Below are 19,417 nucleotides of genomic sequence, written 5' to 3'. Positions count from 1 at the left end.
CCGACCTCGGCGCCCGGACGCACGTCCGCCCGGGCCGGACGACGCCCGGGGCCGCGACGCCCCGCGGCAGGGAGAGGGGGCAGCGTGCGCAGTGGCGCCCTCGACCGGGTCCCGGCGCCGGCCCTGTTCATCGCCTCCGGCCTGACCCAGTACGTCGGCGCCGCGATCGCGGTGGGCCTGTTCGCCACGGTGGCTGCCCCGACGGTCGCGTGGCTGCGGATCGTCGTCGCGGCCGTCGTCCTGGTGCTGTGGCGCCGTCCGTGGCGCACCCGGTGGGACCGGCGCGACCTGCTGGCCGCCGCGCTGTTCGGCGCGGTGCTCGCCGCGATGAACGTCGCCTTCTACGTCGCCATCGACCACCTCCCGCTGGGCACCGCCGTCGCGATCGAGTTCATCGGGCCGGTGGCGGTCGCTGCGGTCACCGGCCGCGGCTGGCGGGAACGGGCCGGGATCGCCCTCGCGGCGGCCGGCGTGGTGCTGCTGGCCGGGGTGACGGTCCAGCAGCACGACGGGGGCGGCGGCGGGCCTGACGTGGTGGTCGGACTGATCGCCATCGGCGTCTCGGCGCTGTGCTGGGCCGGGTACATCCTGCTCGGCCGGCGGATCGCGGTCCGGGGTTCCGGGGTGAGCTCGCTGTCGCTGGCGATGGTCGCCGGGGCGGTCGTGTTCGCGCCGTTCCTCGCCCGCGACGCCGTCCCCGTGCTCGCGGACTGGCGGCTGGCCCTCGCGGTGATCGGCGTCGGCGTGCTGTCCTCCGCGGTGCCCTACGCGATCGACCAGGTGGTGCTGCGCCGCATCGGCGCCGCGGCGTTCGCGGTCCTGCTCGCGCTGCTGCCCGCCACGGCCGCGGTCGTCGGCGCGGTCGCGCTGCGGCAGTGGCCGCACGGCCTGGAGGTGGTGGGGCTGCTCGCGGTCTCGGGCGCGATCGTGCTCACCTCGGGCCGGTCGGCGCCGGCCTCCCGGGCGCCGGAGCCCGTGACCCCGGGCTGACGCCGCCGCTACAGGTACTGACCGGGGGTCGGGCGGACGTCGTCGGCGGCCCCGGCCGGCGGCATCGGTCGCAGCCCCGGCTGGCCGGCGTCGGCCCCGGGCGGCAGGGCGTGCCGCATCTGGGCGAGCTGGGCCTGGGCCTGGGTCGCCATCCGCTGGGCGACCATCGCGGTCTGGATGCCGTGGAACAGCCCCTCGAGCCAGCCGACCAGCTGCGCGTGCGCGACCCGCAGCTCGGCGTCCGACGGCGCGGTCCCCTCGCCCAGCGGCAGGGTGATCCGGCGCAGCTCCGCGACCAGCTCCGGCGACAGCCCGTCCTCGAGCTCGCGCACGGACCGGGCGTGGATCGCCGCGAGCCGCGACCGGGCCGCCTCGTCGAGCGGCGCGCTGCGGACCTCCTCGAGCAGCTGCTTGACCATCGTGCCGATGCGCATGACCTTGGTCGGCTGGTCGACCAGCGCGCGCGGGTCCTCCGGGTCCCCGTCCGCCCCGCCGTCCGACCCGCCGTCCGGCCCGCCGTCCGACCCGGTGTGCGGCTCGGCGTCCCCCTCGGGGGCACCGGCCGCCGGGCGCCCGTCGGGGCCGACGACGACGATCCGCGGCTGGGCAGGGTCCCCGGTGGCGGCGTCGTGCGCGGGGACGGGGGACCCGGACGGCGCCGGGCCCGGTGCGGCAGGGGTGGTCATGGCTCCATCATCACCACGCGCCGCGCCGCGCCGCACGTGGGCGCCGGGCCGTCGCCGGTCGGGTCAGGGCACCAGCAGCAGCTTGCCGAAGACGTCGCCGCCGTCGAGCTCGGTGTGGGCCCGCGGCGCCTCGGCGAGCGGGATGCGGGCGTGCACCACCGGCCGGACGTCGCCCCCGGCCACCAGCGGCCAGACGTGCTCGCGGACCGCGGCGACGAGGGCGGACTTCTCCGCCGTGGGGCGCGACCGCAGGGTCGTGCCCACCACGGTCGCACGCTTGGCCAGCAGCACCCCCAGGTCCAGCTCGGCCCGCCGCCCCCGCTGCATCCCGATCACGACCAGCCGTCCGCCGGTCGCCAGGGACTCGAGGTTCGCGGCGAGCGCACCGGCGCCGAGGACGTCCAGGACCACGTCCACGCCCCGCCCGTCCGTGGCGGTGCGGACGGCCGCGACCACGTCGTCGGCCCGGTGGTCGATGGCGACGTCCGCGCCGAGGTCCCGGCAGCGTGCCGCACGCTCGGGCCCGCCGGCCGTGGTCAGCACGCGCGCCCCGCGGGCGGCGGCCAGCTGGATCGCGATCGACCCGACCCCGCCGGACCCGCCGTGGATCAGCACGGTCTCGCCGGCACGCAGCCGGCCGACGTCGACCAGGTTGGACCAGGCGGTGCAGACGGCCTCCGGCAGGCCGGCGGCGTCCACGAGGTCGACGCCGTCGGGCACCGGCAGCACGTGGCCCGCGTCCACGACGACGCGCTCGGCGTACCCGCCGCCCGCCAGCAGCGCGCAGACCGCGTCCCCGACGGCCCACCGCCCGGCGCCGTCGCCGACGGCGGCGACCGTCCCGGAGACCTCGAGGCCCGGCCACGGCGGCGCGCCGGGCGGGGACGGGTAGTGGCCCTCCCGCTGCAGCAGGTCGGCGCGGTTGACCCCCGCGGCGGCGACGTCGACCAGGACCTGCCCCGGAGCCGGGACGGGGTCGGGGACCTCGGACAGGACCAGGGCGTCGGGCCCGCCGGGCTGCGGGACGGTCACGGCATGCACGACGACGACCCTAGCCACCGTGGCTGGCATGATGTCGTGCGCACCGGAGGGCTGTCTGAGCGGCCGAAAGAGACGGTCTTGAAAACCGTTGGGGCGGGACACCCCCGTCCTCGTGGGTTCGAATCCCACGCCCTCCGCCATGCCGGTCCACCGGTACAGGCCGGCTGGCGCCGGCACACGAGCGAAGGGTCCCGCGATGACCGAGCTGCCGGACGGCACGGACGCACTGCTGCTGCGCGACGTCGTCGTCGTCGACGGGACCGGTGCCCCGCCCGCGCCGGGCCGGTCGGTCGTCGTCGACGGCGGACGCATCGCCTGGATCGGGCCGACCGCCCAGGCCCCCGCGTTCGCGCCCGAGCGCATCCGCGACTGCGGCGGCCGCACCCTGCTCCCGGGCATGGTCAACGCGCACGTGCACCTCGCCAACGACGGCGCCCCCGACCTGGCCGCGCAGGTCCGCGACGACACCGTGCCGCTGGGCACCCTGCGGGCCGCGCGCAACGCACGGTTCACGGTCGAGTCCGGGGTGACGACGGTGCGCGACTGCGGCGCGCCGAGCGGGATCGCGATCGACCTGGGCCGGGCGATCGCGGACGGCCTGGTCGAGGGCCCCCGGGTGCGGGCGGCGGGCCGGGTCATCACGATGACCGGCGGGCACGGGCACTTCATGGGCAACGAGGCGGACGGGCCCGACGACGTGCGCCGCGCGACCCGCCAGGAGCTCAAGTCCGGCGCCGACTTCATCAAGGTCATGGCCACCGGTGGGGTGCTGACCTCCGGGGTCGACCCCGCGCACGCGTCGCTGACCGTCGACGAGCTGCGGGTGGTGGCCGACGTCGCGCACAGCGCCGGCAAGCGGGTGACGACGCACGCGATCGGCAACGCCGGCATCAAGAACGCCCTGCGCGCCGGGATCGACTCGATCGAGCACGGCTTCTACCTCGACGACGAGGCGCTGGACCTCGCCGTCGGGCAGGGCGCGTTCCTCGTCCCGACCCTGAGCGCGCTCGCCGGCATCCTGGACCACGCCGCCGACGTGCCGGCGTGGGTGGTGACCAAGGCGGAGCGGCAGCGGCAGGCCAGCATCGACGGGTTCACCGCGGCCGTGCGGTCGGGCCTGCGGATCGCGGCCGGCACGGACGCCGGGACGCCGTTCAACCGCCACGACGACATGGCGCACGAGCTGGAGCTCATGGTCGCCGCGGGGCTGTCCCCGATGCAGGCGATCGTGGCCGGCACCCGGCACTCCGCTGAGAACGTGGACCTGCTGCACGCCGTCGGCACGGTCGAGGTCGGCAAGCTCGCCGACCTGCTGCTCGTGGACGGCGACCCCACCCGGGACATCGGCGCGATGCGCCGGGTCGTCATGGTGCTCAAGGAGGGCGTCGTCTTCCGCGACGACCGCGGGCTGGGCGACGGCGGGCACCCCGCGGGTGGTGCGGTCGCGGACGGTGCGGTCACCGGTGCTGCGGTCGCCGGTGGTGCGGTCGCCGACGAGCCGGGCGCTCCCGTGCCGGCGCACGGCCCGGGCGGCTGCTCGCACTGACCGGCCACCGGGCCGTTCGGCCGTGACGGACGGCGTCGCTGCCCTAGCGTGAGCGCGGCGGTGAACGGAACGCCGCCGCCGTTCGTGGTCAGGTCGGGAGGTGCGGCGTGGCGGCCAGCAGAGCGGACCTGATGCGGGACCTGCACGGTGAGTGCGGGCCCGCCCTGTGGCGGTACGCCATGCGCCTGACCGGCGGCGACCGGGGGCGGGCCGAGGACGTCGTGCAGGAGACGCTGCTGCGGGCCTGGCGCTCGTCGCGCGTCCTCGAGGCCGACCGCGACGCCCGCCAGGCGTGGCTGTTCACGGTCGCCCGGAACCTGGTCATCGACGACTGGCGGTCCAGCCGCACGCGTCTGGAGGTGACCACCGGCGAGGTGCCCGACCACGGCGGCCGCGACGAGACCGACGACGCGCTGCAGACCTGGCTGGTCGCGGAGGCGCTCGCGCGACTTTCGGCGGACCATCGCAAGGTCCTCGTCGAGTGCTACTTCCTGGGCCGGTCCGTCAGCGACGCGGCGGAGCGGCTCGGGATCCCGGCCGGGACGGTCAAGTCACGGACGCACTACGCGCTGCGCGCGCTGCGGCTCGTGCTCCAGGAGATGGGGGTGGTGGGATGAGTACCTCCGACGTCGCGCCGGACCCGTTCGAGATGGACGACGCGGCCTACGTCCTGGGTGCGCTGTCGCCGCAGGAGCGCGCGCGCTACGAGGCGCACCTGCAGACCTGCGATGCGTGCACGCGCTCGGTCACCGAGCTGGCCGGCCTGCCCGGAGTGCTGCGGCGCCTTCCCGCCGACGTCGTGGAGTCCCTCGACGACGTCACCGCAGCCGACGACGACGGCGCGGACGCCGGGGCGTCCTCGGCGGTGCTGGCCCGGGTGGTCGACGCCGGTGAGCGCGAGGACCGGCGCGAGCGGCGGGTGCGGACGCTGCGCTGGGCGAGCGCGCTGACCACCGCGGCGGCCGCGCTGGTCGTGGCCGCCCTGGCGTGGTTCGGGCCGGGCGCCGGTGGCCGTGACGAGCCGCCGCCGCCCACGGCCCAGGTCGACTTCAGCGCCCTGGGGGCCACGGAGCTGTCCGCCAGCGCGAGCCTGCGCGAGGTCGCCTGGGGCACCAAGATCGAGCTGGAGTGCGCCTACCCGCCGGAGCTGGCGACCGTCGCGGACGGTGAGCAGCTGCGCTACTCGCTCGTCGTCCACGACACCGCCGGGACCAGCCAGCAGGTGGCCACCTGGAACGCCGTCGCGGGGCGTGAGCTGACGATCGACGCCGCCACCGCGGTGCGCGCCCCGGACATCGACCGGCTCGAGGTCCTCGCGGAGGACGGGACGGTCCTGCTGCGCGCGGCACGGTGAACCACGGCGCCTCCCTGCGCGTGTCCCCGGGTGAGAGCGGTCGCCGGCCGGGCGCCCGCGCGGCAGGGGAACGGGTGACGACGATGCGGATGCGGATGAGGCGCACAGCGGTGGTGGGGATCGCACTGGTCGCGCTGGCCGGGTGCAGCGGCGCCGACGACGGCGACACGGACGTCGCCCCCGGCGACGCGGTGGAGCAGCCCGACGTCTCGCCGAGCCCGCCCGAGGACGACGAGACGCCGACCGAGGAGCCGACCGAGGCCGCGGAGCCCGCCGGCGACGCCGCAACCGTCGACGCCGCGACGACGTCCCTCGGCGAGGTCCTGGTGGACGGCGACGGGATGACCCTGTACATGTTCGACCCCGACGCCGAGACGGGCGAGAGCACCTGCTACGACGACTGCGCGGTGGCATGGCCCCCGCTGCTGACCGAGGGCGAGGCGACGGTCGGCGAGGGGCTCGACGACTCCCTGCTCGGCACGGTGGAGCGGACCGACGGCACCACCCAGGTGACCTACGGGGACTGGCCGCTGTACCTCTGGCAGAACGACACGGCGCCGGGGGAGACGACGGGTCAGGCGGTCAACGACGTCTGGTGGGTCGTGGGCACCGACGGTGAGCCGATCCGCACCATGCCGTGAGGGGCCGCGCGCGGGCGACCGGGGGCGGGATGTCCGGTCAGCCCGTCACAGGTCGCGCTGCATGACGCGGAGCGAACCGCCGGGCTCGAGCTCGTACGGCTGCGTCTCGCCGGTGGGTGCAAAGCCGACCCGCTCGAAGTAGGCGGCGGCGCGCTCGTTGTCCTCGTGGACGGTGAGCCGCATCGCCGTGGCGCGAGCGGTGGTGCGGGCCCACTCGACCAGCGCCTCCATCAACCGGTCGGTCACGCCGGCCTCGCCGCCGCGGTGCTCGGGGTCGACCCACACCGCCGCGACCGTGGCGACGCCCGGCTCGGACAGGTACGCGCTCATGGTGCCGATCCACGCGCCGTCGTCGTCCACCGCGGCGACGGCGGTGCGGTCGGGCTGCGTCGCGCGGGCCACCCGTGCCACCCACCCCGCGTCCGAGGTGCCCCGCGCGTGGTCGAGCGTCTCACCGAAGGCGATCGGGGTGTCGGCCAGCATCCGCAGCCGGATCTCCCGGAACTCGACCCAGTGCTCGGGGCGGATGGTGATGACGGTGTAGGGCACGGTGACCTCCTCGCAGGCCGCACGAACATACCCGTCCGGCCCGTCGCTGGGAATGGACGGGCGGCCCATCGGGCGACCGGTGCGCGCTTTGCGAGCCGGTCCGCCGGGCGGGTAGCCTGTGCGAGCCTGGAGACGTCGCATAGCCAGGTCTAGTGCGCGACCCTGCTAAGGTCGTGAAGGGGCAACCCTTCCGTGGGTTCAAATCCCACCGTCTCCGCATCGCACGGCCCCGGCTCCTTCTGTGAGCCGGGGCCGTCGTCGTCTGTGCTCCGCGGCGCCCACTCCGCGGCGCCTGCCCCGCGGTGCTCCCGAGGGTCGCTGCGTGACCCACCCCACGGCCGTCGGCGGCCGCCCGGTTTGGGCGTGCGGCGCCGGGACGCTATCGTTGGCGGCGGCCGTGAGGCCACGCGCCCGTAGCTCAACGGATAGAGCATCTGACTACGGATCAGAAGGTTGGGGGTTCGAATCCCTTCGGGCGCACAGATCTGAGCAGGTTCGAGGCCCTGGTCGGTACCACGCCGATCGGAGCCTTCGTCGTCCTCGGGCCGGTCGGTCCGCCGTCGAGAGACAGCGGCGAACAGGTCAGGCCGCGCGCAGGTAGGACGCGAACCGGTACTGCACCCCGCTGCTCGAGACCCGCCACGCCTGGGTCACGCTCGACCACACCCGGTGCCCCAGCACCGGCGCGACGACGTCGCCGGGGACGTCGAGATCGACCTCGGTGATCTCCACCCGGTCGGCGAGTGCGAGCAGCTCGGGGTGGTCCCGGCCGGCGCCGAGCACCCAGGTTCGGCGGCCGGCCGTCGCGGTCAGGGCGGCGTCGACGTCGGCGACGACCGTGACGCCGGCGGCGGACCACGCGCGGTCGCGGGTCAGCACGATGGTGTCCGGGTCGGGCAGCGGCCGCAGCGGCCCGGGCAGGGCGTCCCACGCGGCGCGGCTCAGGAGGACCGGGCACCCGGCGGTCAGGCGCCGGACGTGCTCGACGTCCTCGGGCAGGGTCCACGGTGCGGCGCCCGTGGCGCCGCCCAGCACGCCGGCGGAGGTCTGGGACCAGATGAGGTTGAGGGTCATGCCTGCCCATCGGTGCGCGTCGCCGCCGGGTGCGGGCCGCTCCGCAGGTTCCCCCGGATGCGTGCGGACCGGGCCGCCGCACTCCGGCACCCGGGTGACGTGACCGCCGGACCGTTCAGACCGGCCCGGGATCGCCCGATGCCGAGGGTGTGAGCGCTGCCCGTCGGGAGCGCCGTCGACCAGGAGGCAGCCCCCGTGACCGCTGACCGTGCCCCGTCCCCCCGGCGTGCACGACGCCGCCTGCTGGCGGTGGCCGCGCTCGGTGCCGGCTTCCTCGCGGTCGGCACCGTGCCCGCGGTCGCGGCGCCCGCTGCCGCCGCCTCCGCGTCGGCGGAGCCGGCGCCCGCACTCGCCTCGGCGGGTGTGGCGCCGCTGACCCAGGCCGTCGCCGCGCCCGTCCCGGTCGGCGGCTCGGTCGTGCTGGTCGGCGCCGCCGGCGCGCCCGCCGACGCGGTCGACGTGCCCGGCGGGCACTTCGTGCTCGACCCGGCCAGCGGGGTCGTCACCTTCACCCCCGCGCCCGGGGTCGCCGGCGACACGGCGACGGTCGGCTACCGGCTGCGCGACCGCGACGGTGGGACGGCGAGCGGGGTCGTCACGGCGCACGTGCACGCGCCGGCCGCCCCGGCGGCGTTCGACGTCCGCTCCGTCGGGCCGCGCACGGCCCCGCAGAGCCCCGTCGTCCCGCTCGACGTGCCGCCCGGCGGTGCGGTCACGCTCCTCGACCCCCTGGGGGAGCCGGCGACGTCCCTGGTCACCGACGCGGGCACCACGACGCTCGACCCGTCCACCGGGGTGCTGACGTTCACCCCCGGGCAGGACTGGCTCGGGGACGCCCCCGCGGTGGCGGTCCGCCGGGTCGACGCCCTGGGTCGCGCCGCCGACGGCGTGTACACCGCCACGGTCGTGCCCGTCGGCGCGACGCCGTCCGCCCGGGCGACGTCGGGCGTGGGGACCGACGTGCAGGTGACGATGGTCGTCGCGCCGGTCGGCGGAGGTGTCGCCCTGATCGGCGCGGACGGTGCACCGGCCACGTCGGTCACCGTCGACGGGCAGGGCGTCTACGCCCTCGACCCGACCACCGGCACGGTGACGTTCAGCCCGGTCGCCGGCTTCCTCGGCGACGCGATGCCCGCCCTGGTGTCCGTCACCGACGCCACGGGCGAGGACCGGTGGGTGACCGTGAGCCCGACGGTCGGGCTGCCCGCGGCGCCGTTCGCGGTCGGCACGCAGACCACCGGTGCGCCCGGCCTCCACCAGGTCGTCACCGTCCCCGTGCCCGACGGCGGCCGGGTGACGCTGGTGGACGCGGGCGGCACCGAGGCGCCCACCGTGGTCGTGCCCGGCGAGGGGGTCTACGCGGTGGACGCGGTCGCGGCGGCCGTGCGGTTCGCCCCCGACGGCGGCTTCACCGGTGCGGCGACGCCCGCCACCGTCCGCGTCGTCGACGCCTACGGTCAGACGACGGACGCGACGTTCGCCCCGACTGTCGCCACCGGAAACGTCACCGGAGCTGCCACCGGCCGCGCCCCGGGGGTCGACGGCGCTCCGACCGCACCCCCCGAGGCCGTCCCCGTCCCCGAGCCGGCACCGACCCCGGCCTTGGTGCTCGAGGACGCCGGCGCAGCCGCCGACGCCGCGACCGCCGGCCTCGTCGCGGCGGCCGTCGTGGCCGGGCCCGCGCGACCCACCCCTGCGCTGCCCGTGCGGGTCTCGACGGCGTCCGTCGACGACGCGACCACGGGTCCGGTCGCCCAGGCGGCCCCGTCGGCGTCGCAGCCGGGGACCGGCTCCGCCGTGCTCACCGCGCCGCCGTCGGGCACCGCGAGGCCGTTCACGGCCGCCGCGGCGGGCGGCAGCTCGATTGGGGCGACCGCCCTGGCGCCGTCGACCACCGCTGCGCCGTCCGCGGCGCCGTCGCTGGCGCAGACCGGGTCGGAGCCGGCCGGCCTGCTGGTGTCCGCGCTCGGTCTCGCCCTGCTCGGTGCGCTGCTCGTGCGGGCGTCCCGGGCGCGGGTGTGAGGTGCCGAGCCGTCACAGCGACGCGATCGCGGCCGATGGGCCCGGCATGAGCCGAGCCGTACCCCCCGCCCTCGCGCGGCTGCGACTGGGCCACATGCTGCCCGCCGGGCGCATGCTGGCCGACGACGTGTGGCGCCGCCGCCACCGCGCCATCGTCCAGATCGCGGTGGCGCAGGCGGCCGGGATCGGCATCTTCGCGGTGGTCAGCGGTCAGGGGATGGCCGCGGCGCTGCTGTGGAGCGGCGCCATCGTCGCGCCGCTCGGCGTCGCGGTGCTGCGGCGGCAGCGGCGGACGGTGCGCGCGTTCGCGGCCAGCGTGAGCCTGTTCACCGCCTCGGTGGCTGCCGTGCACCTGTGCGGCGGGCTGACCGAGATGCACTTCCACTTCTTCGTCATGGTCGGGGTCGTGGCGCTGTACCAGGACTGGGTGCCGTTCGGCGTCGGCCTGGCGATGGTCCTGCTGCACCACGGCATCGTCGGGTCGATGCACCCGCACGCCGTCTACGGCCACGCCGCCGACCTGCACGCCCCGCTGGTGTGGGCCGCCATCCACGGCAGCTTCATCCTCGCCGCGAGCCTGGCCCATCTCGCCGCCTGGCGGCTCAACGAGCAGCAGGGGCTGCGCGACGCCCTCACCGGGCTGGCCAACCGCACGTTCCTGCGCGAGACGCTGGCGACCGCGCTGCGGCGTGGCACGCCGGTCAGCGTGCTGTTCATCGACCTCGACGACTTCAAGGACGTCAACGACTCGATGGGGCACAGCGTGGGCGACCACCTGCTGCAGGGCGTGGCGGACCGGCTGCGCGGGTGCGTGCGGGGCGTCGACCTCGTCGCGCGCCTCGGCGGCGACGAGTTCGCGCTGCTCGTGCAGGGCGAGCCGGACACCGCCCGCGCCGTCGCCCAGCGCGTGCTGCGGGCACTCGTCGACCCCGTGCACGTCGACGGACGGCTCCTGGTGGTCACGGGCAGCGTCGGCATCGCGGACCCCGGCGGCGACCCGCACGCGTCGGTGGAGTCGCTGCTGCGCAACGCCGACCTGGCGATGTACCTGGCCAAGGCGACCGGCAAGAACCAGGTCGTGGTCTACGCCGACGGCATGGACCGGGCGATCCGGGACAAGGCCGACCTCACCGCGGACCTCGGCCGGGCGCTCGCCGACGACCAGCTCGAGGTCTACTACCAGCCGACGGTCGCGCTCAGCGGGGGCAGCGCGTCGGGCTACGAGGCGCTGCTGCGCTGGCACCACCCCACCCGTGGGCCGGTGCCGCCGGACGTCTTCATCCCGCTGGCGGAGGAGGGGGGCCACATCGTGCCGATCGGCGCGTGGGTGCTGCGCACCGCGACCCGGCAGGCGGCCGACTGGTCCGAGCTGACCGGGGTGCCGGTGGACGTCGCGGTCAACCTGTCCCCGCACCAGCTGGCCGACGACGACGTCCTGACCCTGGTCGCGGACGCCCTGGCCACCAGCGGGCTGCCGGCGCGCCGGCTGACCCTGGAGATCACCGAGGGCGTCCTGGTGCGTGACGTCGACGCCGTCACCGAGCGGCTGACCCGGCTGCGTGCGCTGGGCGTCCGGATCGCCATCGACGACTTCGGCACCGGCTACTCGAGCCTGTCCTACCTGCGGCGGCTGCCGGTCGACACCGTCAAGATCGACCGGTCCTTCGTCAGCGACCTGGGCACCGGAGGCACCGCGACGACGCTGGTGTCCTCGATCATCGAGCTGGCCCGCAGCCTGCACCTCGACGTGGTCGCCGAGGGCGTGGAGACCGAGCAGCAGGCGACGATCCTGCGCGACCTGCGCTGCGCCCGGGCGCAGGGCTACCTGTACGCGCGCCCGCTGCCGGCCGCCGAGGTCGAGATGGCGACACCGGTGCCCGCGTCCACCCTGGCCGGCTGATCGGACCGGTCACCGACCATGTCCCGGGGTCGGGCGGCGGTGCCGGAGGTGGGCGCCGCAGGCGGGACGGGTCAGTCGTCGTCGTCACCGGGCGCCGGGCTCGTCGACTGGACGGTGGCGGACCACACCGCGGCCGCACCGCTGTGCCCGACGCGCACGGCTTCGACAGCGGTGCCGGTCGCCGTCGTCAGGGCCGCCGCCACGAGCGCAGCCGCGATCCAGCGGGGCGCCGTCCCCGCGTCGCGCCGTACCTCGCGGCGGGACCACCACAGCAGAGCGAGTGCGACCAGAGCGAGGCCCGCGGCCCAGGGCAGCAGTCCGTCCGCCAGATGCGCGTGCACCTCCACCAGCTCGCTCTCGCCCACCCGTCCTTCCAGTGCCTCCCCGGATTCGGTGGACAGCGGCACGAGGACCAGGCCGGCGACGGCCAGTGCCGCGGGGGCGTACGTCGCCCACCGGCGGAAGCGCGGCCAGAGGGCAGCGAGCAGGACGGCGAGCGCTGCTGCGGGAACGATGACCTCCGTCGCGTGCACGACCAGCACGTGCAGCGGCAGTCCTGCGATGGTGTCGAACATCGTCGTCCTCCTCCGTGCGGTCCGGGCTCACTCCCGGGTCGCCGCCGACTCTAGGGTGGGCTCGTCGCGGCGCCACAGCCGAAGGTCCTGCCGGGGGTGGACGTCGCCGTCGGGACCGATCCGCGCGCCCTAGCCTGCACGCGTGCCGTTCGTCGATGCCACCTCCGCCCTGGACACCGGGTCCTGGCCGCTGCTCGTGCTCGACCTCGTCGGCGTCTTCGCGTTCGCGCTGTCCGGCGGGCTCGCCGCGGTGCGCAAGAGCTTCGACGTGGTGGGCGTGCTGGTGCTGGCGGCCGCGGCGGGGCTGGGCGGCGGGATCCTGCGCGACGTGCTGATCGGGGCGGTCCCACCGGTGGGCATCTCGGACTGGCGGCTGCTGACCGCGGCGACGGTCGCCGGACTGCTGACCTTCTTCTTCCACCCGCGGGTGTCGCGGATCCAGCGGCTGGTGCTCGTGCTCGACGCCGTCGGGCTCGGCCTGTTCGCGGTGGCCGGCACGCTCAAGGCCCTCGACCTGGGCACCACCGCGCACACCGCCGTCATCGTCGGGGTGCTCACCGGTGTCGGCGGCGGTGCCATCCGGGACCTGCTGGCCGGGGAGCCGCCGCGGGTCCTGGCGCACCGCGAGCTGTACGCGATCCCGGCCGCTCTCGGCGCGGCCGTGATCGCGGCGACGTGGTCCGCCGGGGTGGCCCACCCGGCGATCACCTGGGGATGCGTGGTGCTGATCGTGGGGGTCCGGCTGCTCGCGCTGCACCGCGGCTGGCAGGCGCCGGCGCCCCGGCCGCCGCTCAGCTGACCGGCAGCTGCTGGTCGGCCCAGGTGAGCATCTCGTCGAAGTACCGCTGCCGCGGGCCCGGCGCGGACAGCGCCAGGTCGTGCACGCCGTCGGGGATCCGGACGACCGTCACGTCGCGGCCCAGGCCGGGTGCCCGCGCGACCATCTGCTCGACGTCGAGCACGGAGTCGGTCGTGGCCAGGTCCGGGTGCCAGCGGTCGAACGGCCCGCTGCGCTCGGCGCAGCACAGCAGCACGGGGCAGTCGATGTCCAGGCCGCGCGCCACCCGGGCGTGCCCGCGGCGCACGGCGCGCAGCCAGCCGGCCCGCACCGGGAAGCCCTCGTGCGGCTTCCAGGCCAGGTCGTACTCCCACGCGCCACCGGTGTCCACGTGCAGGCTCTGCCCGTAGTGCACCCCGACGGCACCGACCACCCGGTCCGGCTGCACCCGTCCCACGACGTCGACCGCCCGGGTCACCACGACGCGGTAAATCCAGTCGCGGTTCAGGTCGAACCACGGGCTGTTGAGGACGAGCGCGTCCACCGTCCCGCGGCCCCGGTGAGCGTGCGCCCACAGCGCCGCCAGCAGACCACCGGTGGAGTGCCCCAGCACCACGAGCGTGTCGTGACCGTCCTGCTCGCGGATGACGCTCGCGGCGGCGTCGAGCTCCTCGACGTACGTGCGCAGGTCGGTGACGTCGTTGGCGGTCTGCCACGGTCGCAGCGAGCGGCCGTACTTGCGCAGGTCGAGCGCGTAGAAGCTGAAGCCGTGCGCGGCCCAGGCGTCGCCGAGGTGACGTTGGAAGAAGTAGTCGACGTAGCCGTGCACGTACAGCACGGCGCCCCGCGCGGGGCGGTGCGTCGCGGCGTCGTCGTCCCGGTGGACGAGGGTCGCGACCACCTCGCCCTCGTGGTCGGGGGCGAGTCGCAGCGTCCGGGACGTCCAGCCCGGTCCGAGGACGTCGGGTGTCGCGTCGTCGGCGGGCGTCATGGACCGATCGTGCCAGCCGTACCCCCGGGGCGTCAGGACGACCGCCGGGTCCGCGTCGCGCTAAGGTTGAGCGGAACAGACTCAAGTCTCCGGATGTTGTGCTCGTCGGGGTGCCGCGCAGGCGGCCCGCGACACAGCTCGGACGCACGAGGCGGAGGACCGATGGACACCAAGCTCACCACCAAGACCCAGGAGGCCCTGGGCGACGCCATCCAGAGCGCGACGGCCGCCGGCAACCCGCAGCTGGAGCCCGTGCACCTGCTCGGCTCGCTGCTCGCCACCGAGGGCGTCGCCACCGGACTGCTCGACGCCGTCGGCGTGGACCGCACGGCGCTGGGCCGGCAGGTCCGGTCCGCGCTGGTCGCGCTGCCGTCCGCGAGCGGCTCGGCCGTCGCCCAGCCCGTGCCGTCGCGCGGTACGTCCGCCGCGCTCGACGCCGCCCGCACCGAGGCGCAGGCGCTCGGGGACGAGTACGTCTCGACCGAGCACCTGCTGCTGGGGATCGCCGCCGGGACCGGGTCCGCCGCCGATGCGCTGCGTTCGGTCGGGGCGACGCGGGACGCGCTGCTGGACGCCCTGCCGTCCGTCCGCGGCAACGCGCGGGTCACCAGCCCGAACCCCGAGGGCACGTACAAGGCCCTGGAGCAGTACGGCGTCGACCTCACCCAGGCGGCCCGCGACGGCCGCCTCGACCCGGTGATCGGCCGCGACGCGGAGATCCGCCGCGTCGTGCAGGTGCTCTCGCGCCGGACCAAGAACAACCCCGTCCTGATCGGCGAGCCCGGCGTCGGCAAGACCGCCGTCGTCGAGGGGCTCGCCCAGCGGATGGTCGCCGGCGACGTGCCCGAGTCGCTGCGGGACAAGCGCCTCATCTCCCTCGACCTGGGCGCGATGGTCGCCGGCGCGAAGTACCGCGGGGAGTTCGAGGAGCGGCTCAAGGCCGTCCTGGAGGAGATCAAGTCCTCCGAGGGCGAGGTCGTGACCTTCATCGACGAGCTGCACACCGTCGTCGGGGCAGGCGCCGCCGAGGGATCGATGGACGCGGGCAACATGCTCAAGCCGATGCTCGCCCGCGGTGAGCTGCGGCTGGTCGGTGCGACCACGCTGGACGAGTACCGGGAGCGGATCGAGAAGGACGCCGCCCTGGAGCGCCGCTTCCAGCAGGTCTACGTCGGCGAGCCCAGCGTGGAGGACACCGTCGCGATCCTGCGCGGTCTCGCTCCGCGGTACGAGGCGCACCACAAGGTGACCATCGCCGACGCGGCGCTGGTCGCGGCCGCGTCGCTGTCCGACCGGTTCATCCCGGGCCGGCAGCTGCCGGACAAGGCCATCGACCTGGTCGACGAGGCCGCGTCGCGCCTGCGCATGGAGCTGGACTCCTCGCCGGTGGAGATCGACGTCCTGCAGCGCGCGGTCACGCGGCTGGAGATGGAGGAGCAGTACCTCGCCAAGGCCGACGACGACGCCTCGCGGGACCGGCTCGAGCGGCTGCGCGCCGACCTGGCGGACCGCCGCGAGGAGCTGGGAGCGCTCATGGCCCGGTGGGAGGCGGAGCGGGCGGGCCACAACCGGGTCGGTGAGCTGCGCGCTCGGCTCGACGAGCTGCAGCGCGCGGCCGAGCGCCACCAGCGCGACGGCGACCTGGCGTCGGCGTCCCGGGTCATGTACGGCGAGATCCCGCAGGTCCAGCGCGAGCTGGCCGCCGCGGAGGCCGAGGAGCAGCGGGGGGCGATGGTGGACGCCGTCGGCCCGGCCCCGGAGCCGATGATCGCCGAGCGGGTCGGACCCGACGAGATCGCCGAGGTGGTCTCGTCCTGGACCGGCATCCCGGCCGGCCGCCTGCTCGAGGGGGAGAGCGCCAAGCTGCTGCGCATGGAGGAGGTGCTCGGCTCGCGGCTCATCGGCCAGGCGACGGCGGTGCGCGCGGTCTCCGACGCCGTGCGGCGCTCCCGGGCCGGTGTGTCCGACCCGGACCGGCCCACCGGCTCGTTCCTGTTCCTGGGCCCCACGGGCGTCGGCAAGACCGAGCTCGCCAAGGCGCTCGCGGACTTCCTGTTCGACGACGAGCGCGCCATGGTGCGCATCGACATGTCGGAGTACTCCGAGAAGCACGCCGTCGCGCGGCTGGTCGGGGCGCCCCCGGGGTACGTGGGGTACGAGGAGGGCGGTCAGCTCACCGAGGCCGTCCGGCGCCGGCCGTACTCGGTCGTCCTGCTCGACGAGGTCGAGAAGGCCCACCCGGAGGTCTTCGACATCCTGCTGCAGGTGCTCGACGACGGGCGGCTCACCGACGGCCAGGGCCGCACGGTCGACTTCCGCAACGTCATCCTCGTGCTGACGTCGAACCTCGGGTCGCAGTTCCTCGTCGACCCGATGCTCGACGACGACACCAAGCGCGAGGCCGTGATGAGTGCGGTGCGCGGGGCGTTCAAGCCCGAGTTCCTCAACCGGCTGGACGACGTCGTGCTGTTCGACGCGCTGTCGCTGCCGGAGATCGGGCGCATCGTCGAGCTCCAGGTCGGGCGGCTCAACGACCGGCTCGCCGACCGTCGCCTCTCGGTGGACGTCACTCCCGCGGCGGCCGACTGGCTCGCGATCGAGGGGTACGACCCGGCGTACGGCGCGCGGCCGCTGCGCCGGGTGGTCCAGCGCGAGATCGGCGACCGGCTCGCCCGGATGCTGCTCGCCGGCGAGGTCAACGACGGCCAGACCGTGGTCGTCGACCGCGCCGACGGCGGCGAGCGCGGCCTGGTCCTGGCCGTCCAGGAGTCCCCGGCCCCCGTCGCCGGCTGACCACCTCTTCCCGCCCGCCCGTCCACCCCGCGAGTGCGACGTCCTGGACCGTTCGGCGCCCGCCAAGGGTCCGGAACGTCGCACTCGGCGGGTGGGGCGGGCTGCGCGGGGCGGGCGGCGCGGGGCGGGACGGGACGCGACGGGTCAGGGGAGGTCGGCGGAGCCGTCGAGCAGGGAGCCCGTGACGGCCGGCCCGACCCGGGCCAGGCACAGCCCGGTGCGGTCGCCGTCGCGCCAGGAGGCCTCGGTCGGCGCCCAGGTGCGGACCTCGACCCCGGCGTCCGTCTCGGCCTGGCTCAGCTGGCAGCCCCCGGCCACGAGCCGGTGCGCACGGTCCTGCCCGGGCCAGACGGCGTCGTCGGCGAAGCGGTACTCCGAGATCACCTGGGCGCCGTGCGGCTCCCCGCACGGGACGACCTCCACCTCGCTGACGTCGCCGTCGGCGGGCAGGTCGGCCAGGCAGTGACCGGTCCGCAGCTGCCCGACCGACGCGGTCTGCGCCGCGTCGATCGTGACCGGCAGCGGACGGGACGCCGCGGCAGTCGCGACCAGCCCCGCGACCACGACCACCTGGGCGACCGTCCAGACGGCGCCGAGGACCACCCCGGCCACCGCGTAGCCGCGCCCGACCGTGGGGCCGCGCCGGATCCGGACCAGCGCGGCGATCCCGAGGCCGATGCCCACGACCCCCAGCCCGACCAGCGCCGTGACGAACGAGGCGACGGCCAGCCCCTCACGGCGGGTGCGGGGCGCCGGCCACCCCGGGGCGTAGTACGGCTCCGCCGCCGTCCAGCGGTCGTCGCTGCTCACGCCGCGTCCGCCGCGGCGTCCGCCGACCCGTCCGCCCCGGTGCGGGCCCCCGTGTCCGCCAGGTCCAGGACGACGGGCACGTGGTCCGACGGCGCCTTGCCCTTGCGCTCGACGCGCTCGATGGACACCGCGGTGGTCCGCGCCGCCACGGCCGGCGAGACGTACGCGAAGTCGATCCGCATCCCCTCGTCGCGCGGGAACCGCAGCCGCTGGTAGTCCCAATAGGTGTACCGGCGGTCCTGCGGCACGTGGACCCGCGTCACCTCGGTGTACCCCGCCGACTCGAACGCGGCGAAGGCCGCGCGCTCGGGCGGGGTGATGTGGGTCTGGTCGGCGAACACCGCCAGGTCCCACACGTCGGTGTCCCGGGGGGCCACGTTCCAGTCCCCGACCAGGGCGACGGCGGCGTCGGGGTCACCCGTCGCCGGGTCGAGCCACCCCTGGGCCTGCGTGCGCAGCGCGTCCAGCCAGGCGAGCTTGTACCGGTAGTGCGGGTCACCCACCGCGCGGCCGTGCGGCACGTACAGGCTCCACACCCGCACCCCACCGCAGGTCGCGCCGATCGCGCGCGCCTCGGGGCCCGGCGCCTCGCCGAACCCCGGCTGCGTCGGGAACCCGCGCTCGACGTCGTCCAGCCCGACCCGCGAGACCAGCGCCACGCCGTTCCACTGGCTGAACCCGAAGGTGGCGACCTCGTACCCGGCCGCCTCGAAGGCCGCCCGCGGGAACTGGTCGTCGCGGCACTTCGTCTCCTGCAGCGCCAGCACGTCGGTCCCGGTGCGCTCGAGGAAGGCGACGGCCCGGTCCACCCGGGAGCGGACGGAGTTGACGTTCCAGGTGGCCAGGCGCATGCGCGCCAGGCTAACCGCCCGCCCGTAGGGTGACCCGCATGGGTACCGCACTGATCACCGGCGCCACCGCAGGGCTCGGTCTGGAGTTCGCCTGGCAGCTGGCGACCGCGCGTCACGACCTGGTCCTGGTCGCCCGGGACACCGAGCGGCTGGAACGGGTCGCGGGCCACCTGCACGCGGCCGCGGGCGTGCACGTCGAGGTGCTCGCGGCCGACCTGTCCGACCGCGCCGACGTGGACCGGGTCGCCGACCGCCTGCGGTCCACCGAGCGGCCCGTGGGCCTGCTGGTCAACAACGCGGGGTTCGCCGTGCGGCAGCGCTTCGTCGACGGCGACCTGGACCGGGAGGAGCGCGCGTTCGACGTCATGGTGCGGGCCGTCATGGTCCTGTCGCACGCGGCCGCCGGGCCGATGACGGCGCGCGGGCGCGGGGCGATCCTCAACGTCGCGTCGGTCGCCGCGCTGACGGCGTCGGGCACGTACTCCGCGCACAAGGCGTGGGTGCGGTCCTTCACCGAGGGGCTCGCCGTGGAGCTGGCCGGCACCGGCGTCACCGCGACCGTGCTGTGCCCGGGCTTCGTGCACACCGAGTTCCACGAGCGCGCCGAGCTCGACATGGGGGCCGTGCCCGAGGCCGCCTGGCTGCGGGCCGACGACGTCGTGGCGACCGCCCTGGCGGACGTCCGGCGCGGCGCCGTCATCTCGACCCCGAGCGTGCGCTACCGGCTGGTGTCCGCACTGCTGCGCACGCTGCCGCGGTCCGCGGTGCGCGCGGTGGGCTCCCACCGGCCGGGCTCGCGCGCCCGATAGCCTCGCC

18 protein-coding genes and 3 tRNA genes are annotated in these 19,417 nt (G+C 75.9%); 13 read left to right on the top strand and 8 right to left on the bottom strand.

Translation table 11 applies throughout. The annotated features are described in order from the left end of the window. Positions 1-84: 84 nt before the first annotated feature. Entirely contained in the window at positions 85-990 is a 906-nt protein-coding gene (locus tag Q0840_RS08355; protein ID WP_298458622.1) for a DMT family transporter, read from the top strand. 8 nt (positions 991-998) lie between these two features. On the opposite strand, the gene Q0840_RS08350 is transcribed toward Q0840_RS08355, so the two are convergent. Together Q0840_RS08350 and Q0840_RS08345 are read right to left on the bottom strand one after the other, a co-directional pair. Then, positions 999-1,676 (bottom strand): bacterial proteasome activator family protein, encoded by a 678-nt coding sequence (locus tag Q0840_RS08350; protein WP_298458620.1) that lies wholly within the window; start codon positions 1,674-1,676, stop codon positions 999-1,001. A gap of 63 nt (positions 1,677-1,739) precedes the next feature. Next, positions 1,740-2,717, bottom strand: a complete 978-nt coding sequence (locus Q0840_RS08345) for an NAD(P)H-quinone oxidoreductase (RefSeq protein WP_298458619.1) — start codon at positions 2,715-2,717, stop codon at positions 1,740-1,742. Positions 2,718-2,762: 45 nt separating this feature from the next. Between Q0840_RS08345 and Q0840_RS08340 the strand changes: the two genes are divergently transcribed. The 5 genes from Q0840_RS08340 to Q0840_RS08320 all read left to right on the top strand — a co-directional run bounded on the left by Q0840_RS08340 (position 2,763) and on the right by Q0840_RS08320 (position 6,258). Further along, positions 2,763-2,857: transfer RNA gene (locus Q0840_RS08340), tRNA-Ser, on the top strand. Between the two features lie 56 nt (positions 2,858-2,913). Further along, a complete protein-coding gene (locus Q0840_RS08335) occupies positions 2,914-4,263 on the top strand; it encodes an amidohydrolase family protein (RefSeq protein WP_298458617.1) in 1,350 nt (449 codons plus the stop codon). Positions 4,264-4,370: 107 nt separating this feature from the next. Beyond that, positions 4,371-4,880 (top strand): sigma-70 family RNA polymerase sigma factor, encoded by a 510-nt coding sequence (locus Q0840_RS08330; RefSeq protein ID WP_298458615.1) that lies wholly within the window; start codon positions 4,371-4,373, stop codon positions 4,878-4,880. Continuing rightward, a complete protein-coding gene (locus Q0840_RS08325) occupies positions 4,877-5,617 on the top strand; it encodes an anti-sigma factor (protein WP_298458612.1) in 741 nt (246 codons plus the stop codon). Before Q0840_RS08330 ends, Q0840_RS08325 begins: the two co-directional genes overlap by 4 nt. Before the next feature lie 95 nt (positions 5,618-5,712). Next, on the top strand, positions 5,713-6,258 hold the full coding sequence (locus tag Q0840_RS08320; RefSeq protein WP_298458609.1) for a hypothetical protein: 546 nt from the start codon (positions 5,713-5,715) through the stop codon (positions 6,256-6,258). Between the two features lie 45 nt (positions 6,259-6,303). On the opposite strand, the gene Q0840_RS08315 is transcribed toward Q0840_RS08320, so the two are convergent. Further along, positions 6,304-6,807, bottom strand: coding sequence for an N-acetyltransferase (locus Q0840_RS08315; RefSeq protein WP_298458606.1), 504 nt, complete (start codon positions 6,805-6,807; stop codon positions 6,304-6,306). Between the two features lie 128 nt (positions 6,808-6,935). Between Q0840_RS08315 and Q0840_RS08310 the strand changes: the two genes are divergently transcribed. Together Q0840_RS08310 and Q0840_RS08305 are read left to right on the top strand one after the other, a co-directional pair. Next, a tRNA-Ser gene (locus tag Q0840_RS08310) sits at positions 6,936-7,024 on the top strand. Positions 7,025-7,214: 190 nt separating this feature from the next. Continuing rightward, a tRNA-Arg gene (locus Q0840_RS08305) sits at positions 7,215-7,287 on the top strand. A gap of 102 nt (positions 7,288-7,389) precedes the next feature. Here the strand turns inward: Q0840_RS08305 and Q0840_RS08300 are convergent. Beyond that, entirely contained in the window at positions 7,390-7,881 is a 492-nt protein-coding gene (locus Q0840_RS08300; protein WP_298458604.1) for a dihydrofolate reductase, read from the bottom strand. A 195-nt stretch (positions 7,882-8,076) separates the two neighbouring features. Here Q0840_RS08300 and Q0840_RS08295 point away from each other — a divergent pair, with 195 nt between their 5' ends. Continuing rightward, positions 8,077-9,903, top strand: a complete 1,827-nt coding sequence (locus Q0840_RS08295) for a hypothetical protein (RefSeq protein ID WP_298458601.1) — start codon at positions 8,077-8,079, stop codon at positions 9,901-9,903. Positions 9,904-9,949: 46 nt separating this feature from the next. Further along, on the top strand, positions 9,950-11,803 hold the full coding sequence (locus tag Q0840_RS08290) for a bifunctional diguanylate cyclase/phosphodiesterase (RefSeq protein WP_298458599.1): 1,854 nt from the start codon (positions 9,950-9,952) through the stop codon (positions 11,801-11,803). A 71-nt stretch (positions 11,804-11,874) separates the two neighbouring features. Here the strand turns inward: Q0840_RS08290 and Q0840_RS08285 are convergent, their stop codons facing one another. Continuing rightward, positions 11,875-12,378 (bottom strand): DUF2231 domain-containing protein, encoded by a 504-nt coding sequence (locus tag Q0840_RS08285; protein ID WP_298458596.1) that lies wholly within the window; start codon positions 12,376-12,378, stop codon positions 11,875-11,877. 142 nt (positions 12,379-12,520) lie between these two features. Here Q0840_RS08285 and Q0840_RS08280 point away from each other — a divergent pair, with 142 nt between their 5' ends. Next, positions 12,521-13,177 (top strand): trimeric intracellular cation channel family protein, encoded by a 657-nt coding sequence (locus Q0840_RS08280; RefSeq protein WP_298458594.1) that lies wholly within the window; start codon positions 12,521-12,523, stop codon positions 13,175-13,177. On the opposite strand, the gene Q0840_RS08275 is transcribed toward Q0840_RS08280, so the two are convergent. Continuing rightward, positions 13,170-14,147, bottom strand: a complete 978-nt coding sequence (locus Q0840_RS08275; protein WP_298458591.1) for an alpha/beta hydrolase — start codon at positions 14,145-14,147, stop codon at positions 13,170-13,172. The two genes, Q0840_RS08280 and Q0840_RS08275, sit on opposite strands and share 8 nt — an antisense overlap. Before the next feature lie 162 nt (positions 14,148-14,309). Here Q0840_RS08275 and clpB point away from each other — a divergent pair, with 162 nt between their 5' ends. After that, the gene (gene clpB / locus Q0840_RS08270; protein WP_298458588.1) at positions 14,310-16,940 is read left to right on the top strand and encodes an ATP-dependent chaperone ClpB; all 2,631 of its coding nucleotides are present in this window, start codon (positions 14,310-14,312) and stop codon (positions 16,938-16,940) included. Positions 16,941-17,084: 144 nt separating this feature from the next. On the opposite strand, the gene Q0840_RS08265 is transcribed toward clpB, so the two are convergent. Together Q0840_RS08265 and Q0840_RS08260 are read right to left on the bottom strand one after the other, a co-directional pair. Further along, positions 17,085-17,750: a DUF4190 domain-containing protein gene (locus Q0840_RS08265; RefSeq protein WP_298458585.1), complete on the bottom strand. Its 666-nt coding sequence runs from the start codon at positions 17,748-17,750 to the stop codon at positions 17,085-17,087. Beyond that, positions 17,747-18,601: an exodeoxyribonuclease III gene (locus Q0840_RS08260; protein ID WP_298458582.1), complete on the bottom strand. Its 855-nt coding sequence runs from the start codon at positions 18,599-18,601 to the stop codon at positions 17,747-17,749. Before Q0840_RS08260 ends, Q0840_RS08265 begins: the two co-directional genes overlap by 4 nt. A gap of 38 nt (positions 18,602-18,639) precedes the next feature. On the opposite strand from Q0840_RS08260, the gene Q0840_RS08255 reads away from it, so the two are divergent. After that, positions 18,640-19,410 (top strand): SDR family oxidoreductase, encoded by a 771-nt coding sequence (locus Q0840_RS08255; protein WP_298458580.1) that lies wholly within the window; start codon positions 18,640-18,642, stop codon positions 19,408-19,410. The last annotated feature ends 7 nt before the right edge of the window (positions 19,411-19,417 follow it).

The organism is uncultured Cellulomonas sp. (assembly GCF_947494015.1).
Taxonomy (GTDB): domain Bacteria; phylum Actinomycetota; class Actinomycetes; order Actinomycetales; family Cellulomonadaceae; genus Pengzhenrongella.
The sequence above is the reverse complement of the archived record's forward strand: the minus strand, read 5'-3'. Positions and strand labels throughout refer to the sequence as shown.